Origin of the sequence: Arthrobacter oryzae (assembly GCF_030718995.1) — a bacterium.
Lineage (GTDB): Bacteria > Actinomycetota > Actinomycetes > Actinomycetales > Micrococcaceae > Arthrobacter > Arthrobacter oryzae_C.
This window is the reverse complement of sequence record NZ_CP132204.1, coordinates 3,657,290-3,676,500: the sequence shown is the minus strand read 5'-3', so window position 1 is coordinate 3,676,500 and position 19,211 is coordinate 3,657,290. Positions and strand designations below refer to the sequence as shown.

The window sequence follows — 19,211 nt, the reverse complement described above, 5'->3', positions numbered from 1 at the left end:
TAAATATGTTGTTCGTCAACAGGTTTGTTGCATGTTTACGAGTAACGGTTTCGTTCGAACGCCAAAAACAAGAAGTGGAGGAGCCCTAATGCAGTGGAAACCGAGAGCCCTGATACTGGATCTTTTCGGGGACTACCTCCGGTATGCCGGGGGTGAGATCAGGCTGGCCGACATCACGGAACTCCTGTCAGTCTTCGACATCGAGCCGGCCACGGTACGGGTGAACCTCTCACGCCTTCGCAAGGAGGGATGGTTCACCACCCGCCGCGTGGGGCGGGAAACGGTCTACACCCTCACTCCCCACATGCTGGAGATCCTCAACGAGGGCCGGGAGCGAATCTTCCGGCGTCGGGACGAGAACTGGGAGGGGCGCTGGACCATGGCCATTTACCAGGTTCCGGAATCCGAGCGTGCCGTCCGCGAGCAGCTCCGAAAGCAACTCGCGTGGCATGGGTTCGGCCAGCTGTCACCGTCGACCTGGCTCAGTCCGCACGATCTTATGTCCGAGGTCCGCGAGATCGCCGCAGAATTTCCGCTGGCAAAGGTTGACGCGCTCTGGTGCGGTACCGGCGACCTCGAAGAGGACAGGGACCTTGCCGCGCGATGCTGGGACCTCAAGCAGCTCGGCGAAGATTATCAGGAGTTCATCCGCACGTACTCCGCCCTTAATGACGAGGTCCTGAATGCGGGTAGGGACGGCCGCACGGCACTTGTCGAACGGACGCGAATCATCGGCGACTTTCGCCGTTTTCCGTTCCGGGACCCCTACCTGCCCAGCGAACTGCAGCCCGAGGGCTGGCCGAGTGGTGAGGCATACAACTTGTTCGGTGCGGTACACCGCCAGCTCGGTCCAGGGGCCACCGACTTCGTCTCCGGCATCATCGGCCAGCCCGTCGGGCAGGGCCAGGAGGTCGTGGCGTAAGTACCCACGGGTTCTTCAGGGCTGAACACCCGGCATTTGTGTAACATAAGCCTGCAGGACGTCAGTCTTGACGTTACATTTCATCTCGATTCCAGGAGTCCCCATGGCGGAGACACCCCGGTCGCTAGTCCTGAACCTCTTCGGCGACTACCTTCGCTACGCCGGCGGAGAGGCTAAACTCGGCGAACTGACCGAGCTCATGGCGGCTTTCGGCATGGAACCCGGCACCGTCAGGGTGAGCATGTCCCGCCTCAGGCAGGAGGGGTGGTTTACTACGCGCAGGGATGGCCGGGAGACTGTCTATGCCTTGAGTGACCGGATGCTCGACATTCTCGTCAATGGCCGCCCGCGGATATTCCGCCGCAAAGAGGAGCCCTGGAGCGGCCGCTGGACCATGGTCATTTATCAGGTGCCGGAATCCGACCGCCCCGTGCGTGAACAGCTCCGTAAGCAGTTGGCGTGGACGGGGTTCGGTCAACTCTCACCCTCAACCTGGCTGGCCCCTCACGATCTCGCCAGCGAGGCAAAGGAGATCGCATCCCGGCACGGAAGCGCCCGCGTCAACGTCCTCTGGTGCGGCTCCCATGGCACGGAAGCGGCACGCGAACTGGCGGCCCGTTGCTGGGATCTGGAGTCCCTGAGCCGGGACTATACGGATTTCCTCTCCTCCCACGCGCACCTGGATGACGCGCGCAGCAACAGCGCCAAGGATGGCAAACAGGCCCTGGTTGAACGCACAAGGATTACTGATGAATTTCGCCGCTTTCCGTTTCGCGACCCCGAACTGCCGCGCGAACTGCAGCCCAGGGACTGGCCGGGCGCTGCGGCATTCAGCCTATTCAGCCGGGCGCATGAACAGCTGGGGCCCCGGGCGCGGTCGTTCGTCGAGGAAGTCATCGGCAGGTCGATTCCGGCCATCATCGACGGTACATGTAACAAATAGTTGACGTTCAGCGTAGAATGGTTACATAATTTTGGTGAGACCTTTCTCACTGACTTTCCAAACTTTAGAAGGTGGCATCGATGGCACTTCGCGTAGCCTGCATTGGCGGCGGTCCCGGCGGACTGTTCTTCTCAACCCTGTTCAAGCAAACCGTTCCGGACGCTGAAGTCGTGCTCTTTGAGCGGAACCAAGCGACTGACGCGTTCGGTTTCGGCGTAGTTTTCTCCGACGCTACGCTGAATCGGATCAATGACGCCGACCCCGTTGTCCGCAACGGACTCCGGGACTTCGGCACACACTGGGAGGACATCGAGGTCTGGCTCAAAGGCGAACAAAAGTCCTTCACCGGCAATGGAATGGCCGCCATTTACCGCAAGACACTCCTGAAGCTCATGCAGGACCGGGCGGCAGAGGTAGGCGTCGACATGCGCTTTGGCCAGTATGTGCCCGACCTGTCCCAGCTCGACGACTTCGACCTAATCGTCGGCGCAGACGGTGCAAACTCTTCCACCCGCGAACAGCTGGGCGAGAGCCTTGGCCACACCGCTGAGACCGCAACAGCCAAGTTCATCTGGTTCGGGACCACCTACAAGTTCAGCGGACTCACCTTCGTCCACCGCCAAAGCGAATTCGGCAACTTCGCCGTCCACGGCTACCCGATCAGTGACGACCTCAGCACCTTCATTGTCGAAACCGACGAGGAAACCTGGCGTAAGGCCGGCCTCGACGAATTCGATGCCAGCCAGCCCCCGGGACCCTCAGACCTGAAGACCCAGCGCTTCCTGGAGAAACTGTTCGCCGAAGACATCGCCGGTGAGCCTCTCGTGGCCAACAACTCCCGATGGGCGAATTTCCGCACCCGTCGGACCCGTTCCTGGCACAAGGGCAACGTAGTCCTGCTCGGCGACGCCGTCCACACCGCCCACTTCTCCGTCGGCTCCGGCACCAAGATGGCGATGGAAGACGCCATCGCCCTGGTCCGTGAAGTCGCTGCACACCAGGACGACCTTGAACTCGCCTTCACAAACTACGAGGCCGAACGCCAGCCACAGGTCGCCAAGATCCAGAACCAGGCACGCGGTGGCCTGAGCTGGTGGGAACACTTCGCCCGTTACTACAATTCCTTCGAGCCCACGCAGTTCACCTTCCACTTCTTCTCCCGCAGCATCGACATCGACAAAATCCGACAGCGCGATCCCGAGCTGGTTGCCTCTGCGGAGCAGGACTGGCTGGCCAGGCACGGCAACACGCCGCTGGAGACACCACTCGCCGCAGGCTCCGTGGAGTTCACCGGCCGCCAGCTCGTCGTGGCGGAACACGAGGGCCAGTTGGCTCTGAGCGGCCCCGGTGGCAGCATTCCCCTGACCACCGACCCCACCGACGCCGATGCCTATACCGGACTGCTGCTCATCGCGCCGGAGACTGAAGCGGGCATGGCAGCCGCCTTTGAACACTTGCCTGCACAGGCTGCCGTCATCGTCATCCAGGGCGGCAATCCGTTCACGCGCGTCCTCCTTTCGGAGGAAGCCCGGCTTGGTCGCGGTCTGACAAGTGTCATCGTCGATGACCAGGGCCCCTCTTCGGCTTTGACGCTGGTGCTCTCCGGCCGCGCAGACGCCATGGCAACCGAAGGTACGGAGGCAACCAATGCATAGCCTGACTCCGCTGTTCGCACCCCGCGGCATCATCGTCGTTGGTGCCTCATCCAGCCCGGAAAAGCTCGGTGCTGTTATGGCACACTCGCTGTCCAACTACCCGGCTCCTGTTGAACTCGTCAACAGCCGCGGTGAAAACGGCATGCACACCAGCATCGCCGAAGCCGCGTCAGCGATTCCTGGCGGTCCGGATCTGGCCGTACTTTGCGTGCCTGCCGCCGCCACTGCCCAGGCACTCCGGGACAGCGCAGCAAACGGGGCCAAAGCGGCACTAGTCTGCGCCGGCGGTTTCGCCGAAGCAGGCGGGCCCGGCGTCGAATTCGCCCGGCAGGTGGAGGCAGCTGTCAGGGAAACCGGCATACGGCTGCTCGGCCCGAACACGTCAGGCTTCTTCGTCCCCCGCCGCAACCTGCGCGCCAGCTTCGTACCAGGCGTCGCAGAACTTGAACCGGGTTCGGTGGCCGTTGTGGCGGCAAGCGGTGGAGTCAACCACGTGCTTGCTTTCCACCTCCAGCGAGCCGGAGCGGGCGTCAGCCTGGCCGTCGGCATCGGCGCGGGCACCGACATCAGCGCCCCCGATGTCCTTGACTATCTGATCTCCGATGAACAAACCAAGGCGGTGGCCCTCCATCTGGAAACCGTCGCCGACGGACCGGCGCTCATCGACGCCGTTTCGCGCCTCAGTTCCGTGAAACCGGTGGTCGCTTTGGTCGTCGGGCGAAATGACGTCTCTGAGTTTGCCCAGTCCCACACCGGTGCCCTGGCCACATCATGGCGAACCACGCGTGCGGCCCTGAAGCAGGCCGGCGCCGTGATTGTCGACGACGAGAACCAGCTGGTGGCCGCCGTCACCGCCCTGGCCGGGCGCCGGCTCAAGCCGGCGGCAGATCCCGGAGTCGGGCTCATCACCGGGCAGGCCGGCCCCGGCCTGTTGATCGCTGATGCCCTCCACAGCGCCGGGGTCACCCTGCCGCGTCTGGCACAGACCAGCCAGGACACCATCGGCACGCTGCTGCCGCCGCTGACCTTCCAGGCCAACCCCGTGGACACCGGCCGCCCCGGACCCGGCTACGAGAAGGTCGTGGCCGCCGTGGCAGCCGACCCTGCCATCGATCTCGTAGCGGTGTACGGACTGACCGAACCCGTGGCCGATCTTCCTCTCGCTGTCGCCAGTTCCGGAGTAGCCGACACGATGCCGTTCCTGATCGGCGTCGACGGCCCTGACGGTGATCTGGAACGTGCCCGCAAGTCAGCAGCCCAGCACGACCTGCCATTGATCAGCGGACCGACATCGCTGGCCCACGGCATTACAGCCTTAGTCAACGACGCACGCGGACAATTCCAGCGCGCCGAGTCACCCGCCGGAGCATTCACCTGGCCCGGACTGGAAGGGCCCTGGGACGAAAACCGTGCCAAGGAACTCCTCGGCGCACTCGGCATCGCCACGCCTGCCCGTCGCCGCTGCAGCACCCGCGCCGCAGCCCATGACGCTTTCACCGAGCTGGGAGGCCCGGTGGCGGTCAAGCTGCTTGATGCCGCGGTCCTGCACAAGACCGAAATCGGCGGTGTGCACCTGGGGGTGGACTCCCCCGAGGCCATGGACCGTGCCCTTGATGGTCTGGAAGCCGCCGGTGCCCGCGAATTCCTGATCGAAGCAATGGCTCCATCCGGAGTCGACCTGGTGGTCGGCGTGCGCCGTGATCCTGTGTTCGGACCGATCGTCGTCCTGGGCCTGGGCGGCACCGCAGCCGAGGTCTTTGCGGATATTTCCATCCGGTCCGCTCCCCTTTCGGTGCGGGCGGCCGAGGGCATGCCCGGAGATCTGCAGGCGCGCGAACTCTTGTACGGCTTCCGTTCCGGGCCGATGCTGGAGACAGCGGAGCTCGCAGGCCTGCTGGTCAGGCTCGGCGATGCTCTCGTTTCCAATGACGAAATCGCAGAGATCGAAATCAACCCCCTGCGCCTCACCCATAACGGGCTTCTGGCCCTGGATGCAGTAGTTATCAATGTCGAGGAGGACATTAAATGACCAGCCACACGAGCGAAGGCACCATTCCGTGGCCGAAGGACCTGGCAGCCGAATTCCGCAGCAAGGGCTACTGGGAAGACCGCACGCTGGGCGCCTACGTGCTGGAAACAGCAGACCGGTTGCCGGACAAAATCGCGATTGTGGACGGGGACGTCCGGCTCAGCTACGCCGAACTGGCCAACAGGATGGATGCTGCCGCGGAACGCCTTCTGCAACTGGGCCTCAAAGCGGACGACCGCATCATGGTCCAGCTGCCTAACGGCTGGCAGTTCACGGTACTGACCTTGGCCTGCTTCCGGGCCGGCATCATCCCGGTCATGGCTCTGCCTGCACACCGCCAGTACGAGCTCTCCTTCCTCACCGAACTCTCCGAATCGCGCGCCATTGCAGTTCCGGACGTCATCAAGGACTTTGACCACCAGGCCATGGCCGAAGAACTTGCGGCAAGCATCCCGTCCTTGGAGATCATCCTCGTTTCGGGGGCAGCAAAGCCCCTAAACGTACGTCTCGAGGAAATCCTGGCCCCTGCAAAGGACGTCGCGGACGCCCGCGCAAGGCTGGACGCCGCCGCGCCTTCACCCGACTCACCGGCGCTGTTTCTTCTCTCAGGGGGCACCACCGGCCTACCCAAACTGATCACCAGAACCCACAACGACTACGCCTATAACATCAAGGCCACCTCGGTTCCCACCGGAGTGTCCGAGGACACCGTGTACTTGGGCACCCTGCCGGCGAGCCACAACTTCCCGCTGGCCTGCCCGGGCATCCTCGGGATTCTGTTCGCCGGCGGCCGCGTGATCATGCTGCCAAGCCCCGAACCACGCAAGGCTTTCGCCGCTATCGAACGTGAAGGAGTGACACTCTCCACTGCTGTCCCAGCTGTCGCCCAGAGATGGATTGAATACCAGCAGGAAGCCGGCACCATGCAGCTGGCCAGCCTCGAGGTGCTTCAGGTCGGAGGATCACGTCTGCCTGACGAGATTGCCCGGAAAGTGAAGCCCGTCCTGGGTGCCACCCTGCAGCAGGTCTTCGGGATGGCAGAAGGGCTCATCAACACCACACGGCTGGATGACCCCGAAGACGTCATCTGTACTACACAGGGTCGCCCAGTGTCCGAAGCCGACGAGGTGCGCATCGTCGACGAGGCCGGCGAAGACCTGCCAGACGGAGTCGCCGGCGCCATCCTCACCCGCGGTCCGTACACCCCCCGCGGATATTACCGGGCGCCCGAAGCCAACACCCGGGCCTTCACTCCCGACGGCTGGTACGCCAGCGGCGACATCGTGGAGCGGCGCCCCGACGGAAACCTGATCGTTCAGGGCCGCGACAAGGACATGATCAACCGGGGCGGCGAGAAGATCTCGGCCGAGGAAATCGAAAGCCTGGTCTACCGGATTGACGACGTGACCATGGCGGCCGCGGTCGCCATGCCGGACCAGATGCTCGGTGAACGCCTCTGCCTGTACATCACAGTCAAACCAGGACGCGAAGTAACTCTGGAACAAATCCAAGAGCTGCTGCGCCGGACCGGTGTGGCTGCATTCAAGATCCCTGAGCACCTCGTCGTGGTTGAGGAGCTGCCCACGACAAAGGTCGGAAAGATCAATAAGAAGGACCTCCGGGCCGACATCGCAGAACGGCTGGCTACCGCCAGCGCCCACTCAAAGTAGAGGATTGCCATGACCGAGAACATCACCCATGAGTCAGTTGCTACCAGCCACACCCTGCCGGAGCCGACTGCAGAGGAGGCTGCGCAGCTCAAGGAGCTGTACCGGGATTTTGACCGCGAGAACCTGATCCCGTTGTGGACTGAGATCGCGGATTTGATGCCGATGGTCCCGTCTCCGAAGGCGGTCCCGCATGTGTGGCGGTGGAGCGACCTGTACCCGCTGGCGGCCCGCGCCGGCGACCTGGTGCCCGTGGGCCGCGGCGGGGAACGCCGCGCCATTGCCCTGGCCAACCCCGGCCTGGCCGGTACCCCGTATGCGACGCCGACGCTGTGGGCTGCGATCCAATACCTGGGGGGCCGGGAAACCGCCCCGGAGCACCGCCACTCCCAGAACGCGTTCCGCTTCGTGGTTGAGGGCGAGGGCGTCTGGACCGTGGTGAACGGGGACCCGGTGCGGATGTCCCGCGGGGATTTCCTGCTGACCCCGGGCTGGAACTTCCACGGCCACCACAACGACACCGATGAGCCGATGGCCTGGATCGACGGCCTGGACATCCCGTTCGTGCACTACGCCGACGCCGGGTTCTTCGAGTTCGGCACCGAGCGGGTCACCGACGAGGCCACCCCGGACATCTCCCGCTCCGAGCGGCTCTGGGCCCACCCCGGGCTGCGTCCGCTCTCGGGCCTGGATGACACCACCAGCTCCCCCATCGCGGCCTACCGCTGGGAATACACCGACCGTGCCCTGGCCGAGCAGCTCCTGCTCGAGGACGAGGGCCACCCGGCCACCGTGTCCCAGGGCCACGCCGCCGTCCGGTACACCAACCCCACCACCGGCGGGGACGTGATGCCCACCATCCGGGCCGAATTCCACCGCTTCCGCGCCGGCGCGTCCACCGAGACCGTCCGCGAAGTCGGCTCCAGTGTCTGGCAGGTCTTCGAAGGAACCGGCTCCGTGGTCCTGAACGGCGAAACCCGGAACCTGGAAAAGGGCGACCTCTTCGTTGTCCCGTCCTGGGCCGCCTGGTCCCTGCAGGCCGGGACTGATTCACAAACTTTGTTTGACCTGTTCCGGTTCAGCGACGCCCCCATCTTTGAACGCCTGAACTTCAACCGCACCTACATCGAAGGACGCAACAAGTAATGAGACTCCTGACACTCCGCCTCTCGAATGAGGGAACAACAGTCACCAAGGCTGTCCGCCAGGACGGCGATACCCTGACCGAGATCGAAGGGTTCGCCGATGTCGGGGAACTCCTCCGCACTGACGCCTGGGAGGCCACCGCCAAGGCCGCGACCGGCGCGACGCACCCGCTCGAGGGCGCGGACCTCGCCCCGGTGGTCCCGTTCCCGGGGAAGATCATCTGCGTGGGCCACAACTACCGCAACCACATCAAGGAAATGGGCCGGGAAATCCCCGAGTACCCCACCCTGTTCGCCAAGTACCAGGAATCCCTGATCGGCCCGAACGATGACCTGGCCCTGCCGCAGGAATCGGACACCGTGGACTGGGAAGCCGAACTCGCCGTGGTCATCGGCAAGAAGGGCCGCCGGATCAGCGAAGCCGACGCCAAGGATCACATTGCCGGGTACTCGGTGCTGAACGATGTGTCCATGCGCGACTACCAGTTCCGCACCATCCAGTGGCTGCAGGGCAAGACCTGGGAGAACTCCACCCCGTTCGGCCCCGCCCTGGTGACGCAGGATGAGTTCACCGCCGGTCCGCTGATGACCTCGGCCGTGGACGGCGAAGTCCAGCAGAGCACTCCGACCGGTGACCTCGTGTTCACCCCGGAATTCCTGGTCTCCTACATCTCCACGATCATCACGCTGAACCCGGGAGATGTGATCGCGACCGGCACCCCCGGCGGTGTGGGCCACGCGCAGGATCCCAAGCGCTACCTGCAGGAAGGCCAGATCCTGGTCACCACCATCGAGGGCCTGGGCCAGCTGAGCAACCGCGTGGTCAAGGAAGCCTGATGGTCGCCCGCCACGACCAGACCACCGACCCGGTCCTGCTCGAGGGCCTGCTCCAGGCGCGCCGGGGCACAGCATTCTTCGCCCGCAAACTCAACGAGCTCTCCGACGCGGACCTGGACGGAGATTCGCTGTTGCCGGGCTGGACCCGGCGGCACGTGACGGCCCACATCGGCTACAACGCGCGGGCCATCGCGCGCCTGGTCGAGTGGGCAGCCACCGGCGTGGAGACGCCCATGTATGCCTCCACGTCGGTGCGGGACCACGAAATCGACTTCGGCGCGACGCTGTCCCCGATCGCGCTGCGGCACCTGTTCGACCACTCCGCGGTGCACCTGAACGTCGAATGGCGGGACCTCCCGGCAGAGGCCTGGCACCACAAGGTCAAAACCATCCAGGGCCGCCTGGTACCGGCCGAGGAAACCGTGTGGATGCGGACCCGCGAAGTCTGGGTCCACGCAGTGGACCTGGACAACGGCGCCACCTTCAACGACATCCCGGCCCCGGTCCTTGCCCGGCTCCTCAAAGACATCACCGGCGCCTGGCACACCCGCGGCACCGACACCGGACTGCTCGTCAAGGCCACCGACCAGCCGGACGCCATGACCTTCGGCGACACCGACGCCGAAACACCAACAGTCATCTCCGGCCCGCTCGCTGCCATCACACAATGGGCCACCGGACGCGGCACCGCCGGCGTGCACATTGCCGGGTCGGGCGTCGGCAGTACCGTCCCAGCCGCGCCAAAGTGGATCTAGGAAGGGCTTTTGCGATGACGAGAATGCTGATTATCGGACCTCCGGGTTCAGGCAAGGGAACGCAGGCGGAGCGGATCTCCGAGGGACTTGGCGTCGTTGCGATCTCCACCGGCGATATCTTCCGCGCCAACGTCAAGGGTGAGACGCCGCTGGGCGTCGAGGCCAAGAAGTACATGGATGCCGGCGATTTCGTACCGAACAGCGTCACCAACAAGATGGTGCGCGACCGCTTCAGCGAGGACGACGTCGAGAGCGGCTTCCTGCTGGACGGCTACCCGCGCACCACCGCGCAGGTGGACTACCTCGACGAGATCCTGGCCAACGGTGACCAGAAGCTGGACGTGGTCCTGCAGCTGACCGCCGATGACGAGGAACTGGTCACGCGCCTGCTGGGCCGTGCCAAGGAAACCGGCCGGAGCGACGACAATGAAGCGGTCATCCGCCACCGTCTGGACCTGTACCACGAGCAGACCGAGGCCGTGGTGGCGAAGTACGCCGAGCGCGGCATCCTGACCCAGGTTGACGGCATCGGCGGCATAGACGAAGTCACCGACCGCGTCATGCAGGCCATCAAGGCAGCACAGGCGGTTTAGCCCACGCGGTTCAAGCTGTAATCCTTCCACTCCGCCTCGCCTGAACGGAGAGGACGAAGCCAAAGATATCCAGTCATGTCGAAGACCCCTGACGGCGACGGCCACCCGCTTTTGCGGGTGGCAGTCGCCGTTTAATGCTGTTCAGGGTTCGTCAAGGCCACGCGCCGCTTCAGCAGGCACGTGCCCTCTAGCTTTGGCGTATCGCGGTACGCACGGTTTGCGACAGGTGAAGCGCCCTGGCATCGGCGCCGCCAGGGAGTTGCATCTGCAAAGGTATGTAGCCGAAGCTGACATCGTAGAGGGGGTCTGCATATCCCAGAGCCCCGCCAGCGCCGTCGTGTCCCACCGCTTGGAAGCTGCCGAAATCACTGCCCGGGTGAGGCTTCATGAAAACGACCCCAAACGCCGTCGGGAAATTCAGGACCCGGTCAACGCCCCACACCTGCTGCTGCCCCATCGCTGCAAGAGTACCGGGGTCAAGAAGCGCCTCCCCTGTCAGGCCAATGGCGGCAGCATAAACCTGCGCGAGTCCCCTTGCCGATCCAATGCCACCCAAAGCGGCGGGTCCGGCGGCTCGTACCTCGCGCAGATTGGGTGAGTAAGGCCCGAGGTTCGGCGGAACTATGTTGTTGACACCGTTGAACATCAAGGCGCCCAGGCCGTCGGGCGACATGGGGCTTTGGCTCATCATGGCCAGCTGTTCGGCCGTTGGACACGCCGGACGGAGCGCTTCGAACCGGTCCTCTTGAGACGCTGGCAGGCCGATCCAGAAATCGATGGCGCGAGGTGCGCGGACGGTGGCCTCATAGAGTTCCTGCAAGGATTGGCCCGTGATTCGCCGTACCAGCTCCTCCATGAAGGTGCCGATGGTCAGACCGTGGTAACCGAAAGCCGCTCCCGGGCGCCAGAACGGCCGCTGTCCGGCAAGCTTTGGCGCGGCGCGGTTTGAATGAAGGACGTCATCGTTCTCCAGCCCGCCGTCCACGTTGACGAGCCCGGCCTGGTGCGACAGCAGCTCGCGGACGAGGATCATGCCCTTGCCGTGGGCACTGAATTCCGGCCAGTAGTGAGCCACGGTTTGATCCAGATCCAGTTCACCCGATCCAATCAACGTCCCCAGGGTGATGGCTGCGACGCCTTTTGTTGCGGAGAACGTTCCTGTGATTGTGTCGGCTGTAAGTCCGTCTCCTCCAACCAGATCGACCACAAGTCGGTCCTTCCAGTAGACGGCGAGTTGGGCGCTGTAGTTCGGGTCTTCGGACAGGTATGCATCGAATTCATCGCGTACCGCTTCGAATCCGGGTGCTACGGTGCCTGTGGACTGATTGCGGGTTGGTGCCGTGACGGCGGTCATCGCTTGATACCTTTCTCTAAATTTCGAAGGATGTCTGGGTCATGAACAGGCAGAATGCTCCCCGGCGCCAACCGTCGGCCGACAGGATGCGCGTGAGTGTTCCTCGCGAAGCCACCGGACCATCCGTTCGACAGAATTCCTGCCAGGTGCGGAGTGAGGGTGGTCCAGGTGTCCGTGGGTACTTCCGGGTTCGGTTTCCATCCGGACGGGAATTCCTGCCGCCTCCAGTTGAGCCGCGAAGAGTTCTCCCGACGCACGCAACGTGTCGGCCTCGGAATTGATGATGTGGACGGGGGGAAATCCATCCAGGTTGCCGACTCCGGCAAACGCGTGAGGATCTCCAAAATTGTCCTCGCTACCGGCGAAGTTTAGATTCACTTCGCGGATGAAGTCCGGCGTGAAAACCAAGTCCGCCGGAACACCCTCGATCTTCGCCGTGAGTTCCTCACTGATCGGGGGAAGCTTGGCGTGGACAAGAGGGTAGGCGAGCAACAACGACGCCGGCATTTTGCCGGCACCGTCCCTGAGTCGTCCGGTCAGCGCGGCAGTTAGCGCGGCCCCCGCGCTCGCCCCGCCGAGATGTAAGTCTTCCGTGGTTTCCAGCCCGAACTCGCTGACATTTTCAAGTGCCCAAAGCCACCCGGCCAGGACGTCGTTTGACGGTTCGGGGTACTTCACCCCGTGAAGTGCTTTGCGGTAGTCCAGCGAAAGCACCGAGATACCTTGGGACGCCAGATGCAGGCTCACCCAGTGGGCCTCCGGCATGTTCAGGTCTCCGGCAATGAACGCGCCGCCGTGGACCCAGACGAAGCCGGCTGTGGCTTTGCCGGCTGCACGGTAGAGCCGACCCGGAACGCGGCCCTCAGAGGCGGGGACCGCGATATCGAGCGTCGACACAGCAGCCAGCGCCGGGTAAATGGTCAGTAACGACTCGTTGTCCGTGTCGCTACGAAGATCAGGAGGGGGTCCGTTCAGCTCCATCTCGCGTATCAACCGCCTGGCGTCCAAGGTGTTCGGATTCTCCGTGCTGCTCTCGTCCATGTTGTGATTTGTTCCTTTTCAGTTGTTGAGAAAGCTCAGTTTCGTATCAGTTCCAGAGTGGTTGCGAGCGGCAGTGATGTGACGGACGTGCCGATGCGAAGGGCGTATTCGCCGGGTTCGTAGGTCCAGCCGTTGTCCCAGTAGGCCAGGAGCCGGGTGGCGAGCTGCAGCTCAGCGGTGATGGTTTCGCCTGGTTCGGCCCATACGGGGGTGGAGGCGACGAGCCAGCGGACGGGGCGGTCGACGGCGGACCCGGGCTTTTCGGTGTAAACCTGGACGACATTCTTACCCGACCGCGCCCCCGAGTTGGTCAGTGTGACCGTGAGGGGGACGACGGCGCCGGGAACAGCCGAGCCGGGGAAGCTGACGCCGTCGAGGGTCCAGTCGGTGTAGCCGAGTCCGAAGCCAAATTCATAGGCGGGTTTAGTGCCGGCTTTGAGCCACGCGCGGTAGCCGATATGGATGCCTTCGTCGTAGGCCAGCGTGCCGTCTGCCTCCGGGGTGACGTTGATGACGGGCACGTCCTGCAGACTGGCGGGCCAGGTTGTGGGGAGGCGGCCACCCGGTTCGGTGGCACCGGTCAGGATATCGGTGAGGGCGTGACCGAATTCCTGGCCTCCGAAGTAGCCAATCAGGATTGCGGCGACCTCGTCGCGCCAAGGCAGCAGGACCGGCGCGCCCGAGTTCACGATGACTACGGTGCGCGGATTGGCGGCGGCCACGGCGTGTACCAGGCGGTCCTGCAGGCCCGGCATTTCCAGGGAGGTCCGGTCATAGCCTTCTGATTCGACGCTGGAGTTCGTACCTACGACAACAACGGCGACGTCGGCTGCGCGGGCCGCCTCCACAGCCTCGTCAATCAGTGCGTCGGGGTGGCTGTTGTCCGCTTCCACGCCGATGGTAATGGCCAGCGCGTTGGCCAGGGCACCGGAACGGCCCGCTAGGTCGAGTTCGATCCGGACTTGCAACTGCACCCCAGCCGTCGCCCGGATTTCGACGGAGGCGGATGGCGGGGCTAGAAACGCCGCACCCAGGTCAGTTCCTGTGGCCTCGATGGTTGCTTCGCGGGCCAGTACGCCGTCCACGAAGATCCGTCCATGGCCCACGGTCGAGAATCCCAGCCGGACCGGTCCGGTTTCTTCCGGAGTGAAGAGGGTATGGAACTGGACCGTGGAGGACGCCGCGATGGGCGCGTCACCGCCGAACCAGACCAAGGCGGTGGAGCGTCGGTCCTCAGCAAAGAGTTCTCCGCCATTGACATCGAGGAACCGGACCCGGACTCCGGGAGCACCGGTGACCGGGTTAGTGATCTGCTCCAGGGGCATCTCCGTGATGCCTTCCTGCACCACGGCGCCCACACTGTAGCTGACATTGTTCGGACCGAAAGCGGCACGGATCCCGTCAAGGGGGCTGACGATCTTCTCTGGCACAACAGTGGCGGAGCCGCCGCCCTGGGTTCGGGCAAAGCGGGCGTTGTGTCCGATCACCGCCACTTTGCAGAGCGCAGCCTGCGCCAGCGGCAGCACGCCGTCGTTCTTCACCATCACGGTCCCGGCGGCGGACGCTTCACGGGCAAACGCGATGGGGTCTTCCCGGTCCGCCGGGTCACATTGCACGGCGTCGAAGCCATCCAGTGCGCCCACACGGGCGGCGAGCTGCAGGATTCGGAACACTTTTCGGTCGATGGCGGCCTCGGGAACCCTGCCGCACTTGACGGCCACTACGAGGGCAGCGCCCCAGGGCCCGTCAGGGCCAGGCATGACCAGGTCCTGGGATGCGTTGGCACTGTTGACGCTGCGGACGGCCGTCCAGTCGCTGATAACCACGCCGTCAAAGCCCCATTCGCTGTTCAGCGGGGTTTCCAGCAGGTCATTCTCAGTGGCGGTTGTGCCATTGATGGAGTTGTAGGCGCTCATCACCAGCCACGCCTTTGATTCGACAATGGCTTTTTCGTAGGCGAGAAGGTAGAGCTCGCGCAGGGGCCGGTCGCCGACCTTCACGTCCACGGTGAAGCGGTCCGTTTCGGAATCGTTGGCGATGTAGTGCTTGGGGGTAGCCGCCACGCCATTGCGCTGCACACCGGCCACGTAGGCCGCGGCGAGCTCCGCCGTTAGGACGGGGTCCTCGCTGAACGCCTCGAAGTGCCGGCCGCCCAGCGGTGAGCGGTGCAGGTTGATGGTCGGTCCCAGCACAACGTCCACGCCCTTGCGACGGGCCTCGACAGCGGACGCGGCACCAAGCCGGTCCGCGATCGCAGGGTCCCAGGAAGAGCTGATCGCTGCGGCCGATGGAAAGTTCATGGACGGTTCGCGCTCATCCCATGCCTCGCCGCGGACGCCTGTGGGGCCGTCTGAGAACAGCATGCGGCGCAGGCCGATCTTCGCCAGCGGCCACGTGGTCCAAAAGTCACGGCCGGTCAGTAACCGCACCTTTTCCTCAAGGCTAAGTTCCGCCACGAGGGCCGTGAGCCGCAGGTCGGTAGTGCGCTCATCAGTGGCACGAGTATCGATAGTGAGGGTTTCCATGGTGGCCTTCTTGGCTGTCGGTGCTGAGGACGTGTCGATGCTCATGCGGACGCTATGAGGCGACGCCGGCCTGAATGTCTTGTTCGCGCTGGAGTTCCAGGAGCCGGAGCCTGTCGGCGCGGTGTTGGGCCTGCCGCTCGGGATCCGGGATCGGCGCGGCCATGAACAGCCGCTGCGTGTAGGGGTGTTCCGGGGCACCGGTGACCTGGTCGCCGTCGCCCCATTCGACAATCTCGCCGTGGTACATCACGGCCACGCGGTGGCTGAGGTGCCGCACCACCGCAAGGTCGTGGGAGACAAAGAGGTAGGCCACGCCGGTGCGTTCCTGGATCTCGATGAACAGTTCCATGACGCGCGCCTGGGTGGAGAGGTCCAGTGCGGACACAGGCTCGTCGCAGACGATCAGCTTCGGGTCAAGGGCCAGGGCGCGGGCGATGGCGACGCGCTGGCGCTGGCCGCCGGAGAATTCCCGCGGCAGCCGGTGCGCGGCGCCTTGAGGCAGCCGGACCTGGTCCAGGAGGTCTGCCACGCGCTTGTTGGCGGCCCGGCGTTCCACCTTGCGGACCGTGAGAGGTTCGGTGAGGATCTGTTCGATGGTCATGGAGGGGTTCAGCGAGGTGTAGGGGTCTTGGAACACCACCTGAATCTCGTGGCTGAGCTCTTTGCGCTGGGCGCGGCTGGCCTTGGAGATTTCCTGGCCGCGGTATGTGATGCTGCCGCCGGTGACCGGTGCCAGTCCCAGCACGGCGCGCCCCAGGGTGGTCTTGCCGGACCCGGATTCCCCCACCAGGCCCACGGTCTCACCGGGCCGGATATCCAGGGAGACGCCCTTGAGCGCCTTGAACGGTTCGCGGCGGAATCCCTTGGAGGGGTATTCGACCACAACGTTCTTGATGTCGAGCAGTGTCTCGGTCATGACGCCACTCCTTTCAGTTCCTTGAGCGTGTACTGCCCGCGGGGAGCCGTGTCCTCGAGAATCGCGTCCAGCAGCTGGCGCGTGTACGGGTGCCGGGCGTCATTGAAGATGGCCCGGACGGGACCGGTTTCCACCACGCGGCCGGACTGCATCACCGAGACGCGGTCGCAGAGGTCGGCCACCACGCCGAAGTTGTGGGTCACCAGGATGACGCCCATGTTCAGTTCGTCCTGGAGCTCGCGGAGCAGGTTCAGGACTTCGGCCTGCACGGTGACATCCAGGGCTGTGGTGGGTTCGTCGGCGATCAGCAGGTCCGGCTCGCACGAGACGGCCCCCGCGATCAGGACGCGCTGTGCCATGCCGCCGGAGATCTGGTGCGGATAGGCGTTGAACGTCCGTTGCGGGTCGGGAATGCCCACCTTAGCCAGCAGCGCCAGGGCTCGTTTGCGCGCTTCGGCTTTGGAGATGCCCAAGCAGACCCGCATGGGTTCGGTCAGCTGGCTGCCGATGGTGAAGGCGGAGTCCAAGTTCGACATGGGCTCCTGCGGGATATACGCGATGCGCTTCCCGCGGACCTTGGTCATTTCCTTTTCCGAGAGCTGTGCCAGGTCCTTTCCCTCGAAGAAGATGGACCCGCCGGCGATGCGGCCGCCCTGCGGCAGGAGCCGGAGGATGGAAAACGCGGTCTGCGTCTTGCCGGAGCCGGATTCGCCCACCAGTCCATGCACTTCGCCGCGGCGTACTGTCAGGTTTACGTGGTTAACCACGTGCGTCGTGGAACCGTCGGCCTGGTCGTAGCCGACGCCGAGGTCGGTGACCTCCAGCAGCGGCTCGCCGGCGTTGCTGTTTTCTGCACCGGCGGATTCTTCAGGATGGAGGACGGCGGCTGCACCGCGCTTCTCAGCCGCACCCTCGGCGTCGGCGATTGCGGCAGCGGCTGCTGCCTTGCGGCTCTTCTTGACCGGGCCGCTGCTGCGTTCCAGTTCATCGCGCATGGCGTTCGCCAAGAGAGTCAGTGCGATGCAGACCAGGCCGATGATCAGGGCGGGCCAAAGCACCAGTGTGGGTGACTTGAAGATGTTGATGAAGCCGTCGTTGAGCATGCTGCCCCAGGTGGGGATGTTCCGGTCCCCCAGGCCCAGGAACTCAAGGCCGGCCTGGATGGCAATGGCGATGCCCAGGACCATGGCGGACTGGATGATGACGGGTGCCCGGACCACGGCCAGGATGTGGCGGCCGATGATCCTGAAGTCGCTCAGGCCGGAAACGCGCGCCGCATCCACATAGAGCTCATTGCGGACTGCGGTGACGGAGGCGTAGACCAGCCGGAAGAAGGCGGGCGAGAGCAAGATGCCGAAGATCATCATGGACAGCCACATTGACGGGCCCACCACGGCGCGGGCCGCCAGCAGCACCACCATGCCGGGAAGGGCCATCATCAGGCCCGTGAGCCAGGACGAAACCGAGTCGAACCAGCCGCCGTAATACCCGGCGATCAGGCCGGCGGTGACGCCGAGGACCAGCGCGACGGCGAGGGCCACCAATGCGCCGGCGAGGCTGAACTGGCCGGCAAACAGCAGGCGGCTGAAGACGTCGCGGCCCGCGCTGTCGGCGCCGAGGAGGTGTTCGGAGCCGGCCTTGGCCAGCACATCCTTAAGGATTGCGGTGTTGGGATCGTGGGTGGCCAGCAGCGGCGCGAGAATCGAGGCCAGTGCCACCAGGAACAAGATCAGCAGTGAGGCCGCGCCCGTAGGGTGGGTCAGGAGCTTCCGGAAAAGTGAAACCTTGGCTGCCGTGACGGGCAGTGCGAGGGGAGTTTCGATCATGACAGCCGAACTTTCGGATTGAGCCAGCCCTGGGCGAGGTCGATGATGAGGTTGACGGCCACCACGATGGCGGCCGTCGCGACGACGACTCCCATCACAACCGGGATGTCACCCTGGCCGGTGGCGGCCACGGTGATCTGCCCGAGGCCGGGCAATGCGAAGATCTGTTCAACGATGACGGCGCCGCCGAGGAGTCCGATGAACTGCACGGCGAGCACGGCCAGCGCCGGGCCGCCTGCGTTGCGCAGGACATGCTTGTAGACCACGCGGTTGAAGGACAGGCCGCGGGCGCGCAGCGTCCGGACGTAGTCCTGGCGGAGTGCATCAATCAGCGAGCCGCGCACCTGCTGCACGACGGCAGCGATGCAGCCGATCGACAGGGCGATGATCGGCAAGGTGACAGTGGCCGCCCAGCCGCCAAACGACGTCGTAATGGGCACATAGCCGGTGGCCTTGAACCACTTGAGGTTCAGGGCGAACAGGGACACCAGTCCCAGGGCGATCAGGAAGCCGGGGATGGCGAAGCCCAGCACCCCGACGAACTGGACAACGCGGTCGATCCAGCCGCGGCGGACAGCTGCCCACACACCGATGACCACGGAAATCACAGCTGCAATGAGCACGGCACCAAGGACCAGGGAGATGGTGACGGAGAGCCGGCTGCCGACGCCGGTGCTAACGAGCTGGCCGTTGAACCAGGACCGGCCAAGGTCACCGGTCAGGGCGCCGGTCAGCCAGTCCCAATATTGGACAGGGAGCGGGCGGTCCAGGCCCAGCTGGCTGGCCTTCAGCGCAACCTGGGCATCGCTGGCGGTGGGTCCCACGAGGCGGCGCGCGATATCTCCGCCGCCTGCATAGAGCAGGAGGTAGGCGACCGTGGTAATGACGAACAGCAACAGGACACCGGACAACAGGCGCCGCAGCACGAATCGGTACATTCGAAAATCCTTTGGAAGGGTTCCTGAGGCTGCCGGACCGGGTTGGAAGTCCGGTCCGGCAGCTG

15 protein-coding genes are annotated in these 19,211 nt (G+C 64.4%); 9 read left to right on the top strand and 6 right to left on the bottom strand.

The genetic code is table 11. From position 1 onward, the window contains the following. Positions 1 to 88 precede the first annotated feature (88 nt). From Q8Z05_RS16760 to Q8Z05_RS16720, 9 genes are all read left to right on the top strand, one after another. Positions 89 to 922 carry a PaaX family transcriptional regulator gene (locus tag Q8Z05_RS16760; protein ID WP_305940708.1) on the top strand — a complete coding sequence of 278 codons (834 nt, stop codon included), beginning with the start codon at positions 89 to 91 and terminating at the stop codon, positions 920 to 922. A gap of 103 nt (positions 923 to 1,025) precedes the next feature. Then, the gene (locus tag Q8Z05_RS16755; protein WP_305940707.1) at positions 1,026 to 1,865 is read left to right on the top strand and encodes a PaaX family transcriptional regulator; all 840 of its coding nucleotides are present in this window, start codon (positions 1,026 to 1,028) and stop codon (positions 1,863 to 1,865) included. Between the two features lie 80 nt (positions 1,866 to 1,945). Continuing rightward, complete coding sequence (locus tag Q8Z05_RS16750) at positions 1,946 to 3,520, top strand: FAD-dependent monooxygenase (protein WP_305940706.1); 1,575 nt, start codon at positions 1,946 to 1,948, stop codon at positions 3,518 to 3,520. Then, positions 3,513 to 5,549 carry an acetate--CoA ligase family protein gene (locus Q8Z05_RS16745; RefSeq protein ID WP_305940705.1) on the top strand — a complete coding sequence of 679 codons (2,037 nt, stop codon included), beginning with the start codon at positions 3,513 to 3,515 and terminating at the stop codon, positions 5,547 to 5,549. Before Q8Z05_RS16750 ends, Q8Z05_RS16745 begins: the two co-directional genes overlap by 8 nt. After that, complete coding sequence (locus Q8Z05_RS16740) at positions 5,546 to 7,219, top strand: (2,3-dihydroxybenzoyl)adenylate synthase (RefSeq protein ID WP_305940704.1); 1,674 nt, start codon at positions 5,546 to 5,548, stop codon at positions 7,217 to 7,219. Before Q8Z05_RS16745 ends, Q8Z05_RS16740 begins: the two co-directional genes overlap by 4 nt. Positions 7,220 to 7,228: 9 nt before the next feature. After that, positions 7,229 to 8,362 (top strand): cupin domain-containing protein, encoded by a 1,134-nt coding sequence (locus Q8Z05_RS16735; protein WP_305940703.1) that lies wholly within the window; start codon positions 7,229 to 7,231, stop codon positions 8,360 to 8,362. Then, on the top strand, positions 8,362 to 9,198 hold the full coding sequence (locus tag Q8Z05_RS16730; protein WP_305940702.1) for a fumarylacetoacetate hydrolase family protein: 837 nt from the start codon (positions 8,362 to 8,364) through the stop codon (positions 9,196 to 9,198). Before Q8Z05_RS16735 ends, Q8Z05_RS16730 begins: the two co-directional genes overlap by 1 nt. Continuing rightward, a complete protein-coding gene (locus Q8Z05_RS16725) occupies positions 9,198 to 9,953 on the top strand; it encodes a maleylpyruvate isomerase family mycothiol-dependent enzyme (RefSeq protein WP_305940701.1) in 756 nt (251 codons plus the stop codon). The genes Q8Z05_RS16730 and Q8Z05_RS16725 overlap by 1 nt, the downstream gene beginning before the upstream one ends. Before the next feature lie 23 nt (positions 9,954 to 9,976). After that, positions 9,977 to 10,546, top strand: a complete 570-nt coding sequence (locus Q8Z05_RS16720) for an adenylate kinase (RefSeq protein ID WP_305943602.1) — start codon at positions 9,977 to 9,979, stop codon at positions 10,544 to 10,546. A 187-nt stretch (positions 10,547 to 10,733) separates the two neighbouring features. On the opposite strand, the gene Q8Z05_RS16715 is transcribed toward Q8Z05_RS16720, so the two are convergent. Genes Q8Z05_RS16715 through Q8Z05_RS16690 form a run of 6 tightly spaced genes read right to left on the bottom strand, consistent with a single transcriptional unit; the run spans position 10,734 to position 19,146 of the window. Further along, positions 10,734 to 11,900: a serine hydrolase domain-containing protein gene (locus Q8Z05_RS16715; RefSeq protein ID WP_305940700.1), complete on the bottom strand. Its 1,167-nt coding sequence runs from the start codon at positions 11,898 to 11,900 to the stop codon at positions 10,734 to 10,736. 39 nt (positions 11,901 to 11,939) lie between these two features. Then, positions 11,940 to 12,941 carry an alpha/beta hydrolase gene (locus tag Q8Z05_RS16710; RefSeq protein ID WP_305940699.1) on the bottom strand — a complete coding sequence of 334 codons (1,002 nt, stop codon included), beginning with the start codon at positions 12,939 to 12,941 and terminating at the stop codon, positions 11,940 to 11,942. A gap of 35 nt (positions 12,942 to 12,976) precedes the next feature. Continuing rightward, entirely contained in the window at positions 12,977 to 15,466 is a 2,490-nt protein-coding gene (locus tag Q8Z05_RS16705; RefSeq protein ID WP_371745985.1) for a beta-glucosidase, read from the bottom strand. A 52-nt stretch (positions 15,467 to 15,518) separates the two neighbouring features. After that, on the bottom strand, positions 15,519 to 16,382 hold the full coding sequence (locus Q8Z05_RS16700; protein WP_305940697.1) for an ATP-binding cassette domain-containing protein: 864 nt from the start codon (positions 16,380 to 16,382) through the stop codon (positions 15,519 to 15,521). Next, complete coding sequence (locus Q8Z05_RS16695; RefSeq protein ID WP_305940696.1) at positions 16,379 to 18,208, bottom strand: dipeptide/oligopeptide/nickel ABC transporter permease/ATP-binding protein; 1,830 nt, start codon at positions 18,206 to 18,208, stop codon at positions 16,379 to 16,381. Before Q8Z05_RS16695 ends, Q8Z05_RS16700 begins: the two co-directional genes overlap by 4 nt. Then, entirely contained in the window at positions 18,205 to 19,146 is a 942-nt protein-coding gene (locus Q8Z05_RS16690; protein WP_305940695.1) for an ABC transporter permease, read from the bottom strand. Before Q8Z05_RS16690 ends, Q8Z05_RS16695 begins: the two co-directional genes overlap by 4 nt. Positions 19,147 to 19,211 lie beyond the last annotated feature (65 nt).

Bases quoted from the DNA above. Each gene is read 5' to 3' on its own strand.
- Q8Z05_RS16760 (WP_305940708.1), top strand. From the start codon at position 89: ATGCAGTGGAAACCGAGAGCCCTGATACTGGATCTTTTCGGGGACTAC.
- Q8Z05_RS16755 (WP_305940707.1), top strand. From the start codon at position 1,026: ATGGCGGAGACACCCCGGTCGCTAGTCCTGAACCTCTTCGGCGACTAC.
- Q8Z05_RS16750 (WP_305940706.1), top strand. From the start codon at position 1,946: ATGGCACTTCGCGTAGCCTGCATTGGCGGCGGTCCCGGCGGACTGTTC.
- Q8Z05_RS16745 (WP_305940705.1), top strand. From the start codon at position 3,513: ATGCATAGCCTGACTCCGCTGTTCGCACCCCGCGGCATCATCGTCGTT.
- Q8Z05_RS16740 (WP_305940704.1), top strand. From the start codon at position 5,546: ATGACCAGCCACACGAGCGAAGGCACCATTCCGTGGCCGAAGGACCTG.
- Q8Z05_RS16735 (WP_305940703.1), top strand. From the start codon at position 7,229: ATGACCGAGAACATCACCCATGAGTCAGTTGCTACCAGCCACACCCTG.
- Q8Z05_RS16730 (WP_305940702.1), top strand. From the start codon at position 8,362: ATGAGACTCCTGACACTCCGCCTCTCGAATGAGGGAACAACAGTCACC.
- Q8Z05_RS16725 (WP_305940701.1), top strand. From the start codon at position 9,198: ATGGTCGCCCGCCACGACCAGACCACCGACCCGGTCCTGCTCGAGGGC.
- Q8Z05_RS16720 (WP_305943602.1), top strand. From the start codon at position 9,977: ATGCTGATTATCGGACCTCCGGGTTCAGGCAAGGGAACGCAGGCGGAG.
- Q8Z05_RS16715 (WP_305940700.1), bottom strand. From the start codon at position 11,900: ATGACCGCCGTCACGGCACCAACCCGCAATCAGTCCACAGGCACCGTA.
- Q8Z05_RS16710 (WP_305940699.1), bottom strand. From the start codon at position 12,941: ATGGACGAGAGCAGCACGGAGAATCCGAACACCTTGGACGCCAGGCGG.
- Q8Z05_RS16705 (WP_371745985.1), bottom strand. From the start codon at position 15,466: ATGGAAACCCTCACTATCGATACTCGTGCCACTGATGAGCGCACTACC.
- Q8Z05_RS16700 (WP_305940697.1), bottom strand. From the start codon at position 16,382: ATGACCGAGACACTGCTCGACATCAAGAACGTTGTGGTCGAATACCCC.
- Q8Z05_RS16695 (WP_305940696.1), bottom strand. From the start codon at position 18,208: ATGATCGAAACTCCCCTCGCACTGCCCGTCACGGCAGCCAAGGTTTCA.
- Q8Z05_RS16690 (WP_305940695.1), bottom strand. From the start codon at position 19,146: ATGTACCGATTCGTGCTGCGGCGCCTGTTGTCCGGTGTCCTGTTGCTG.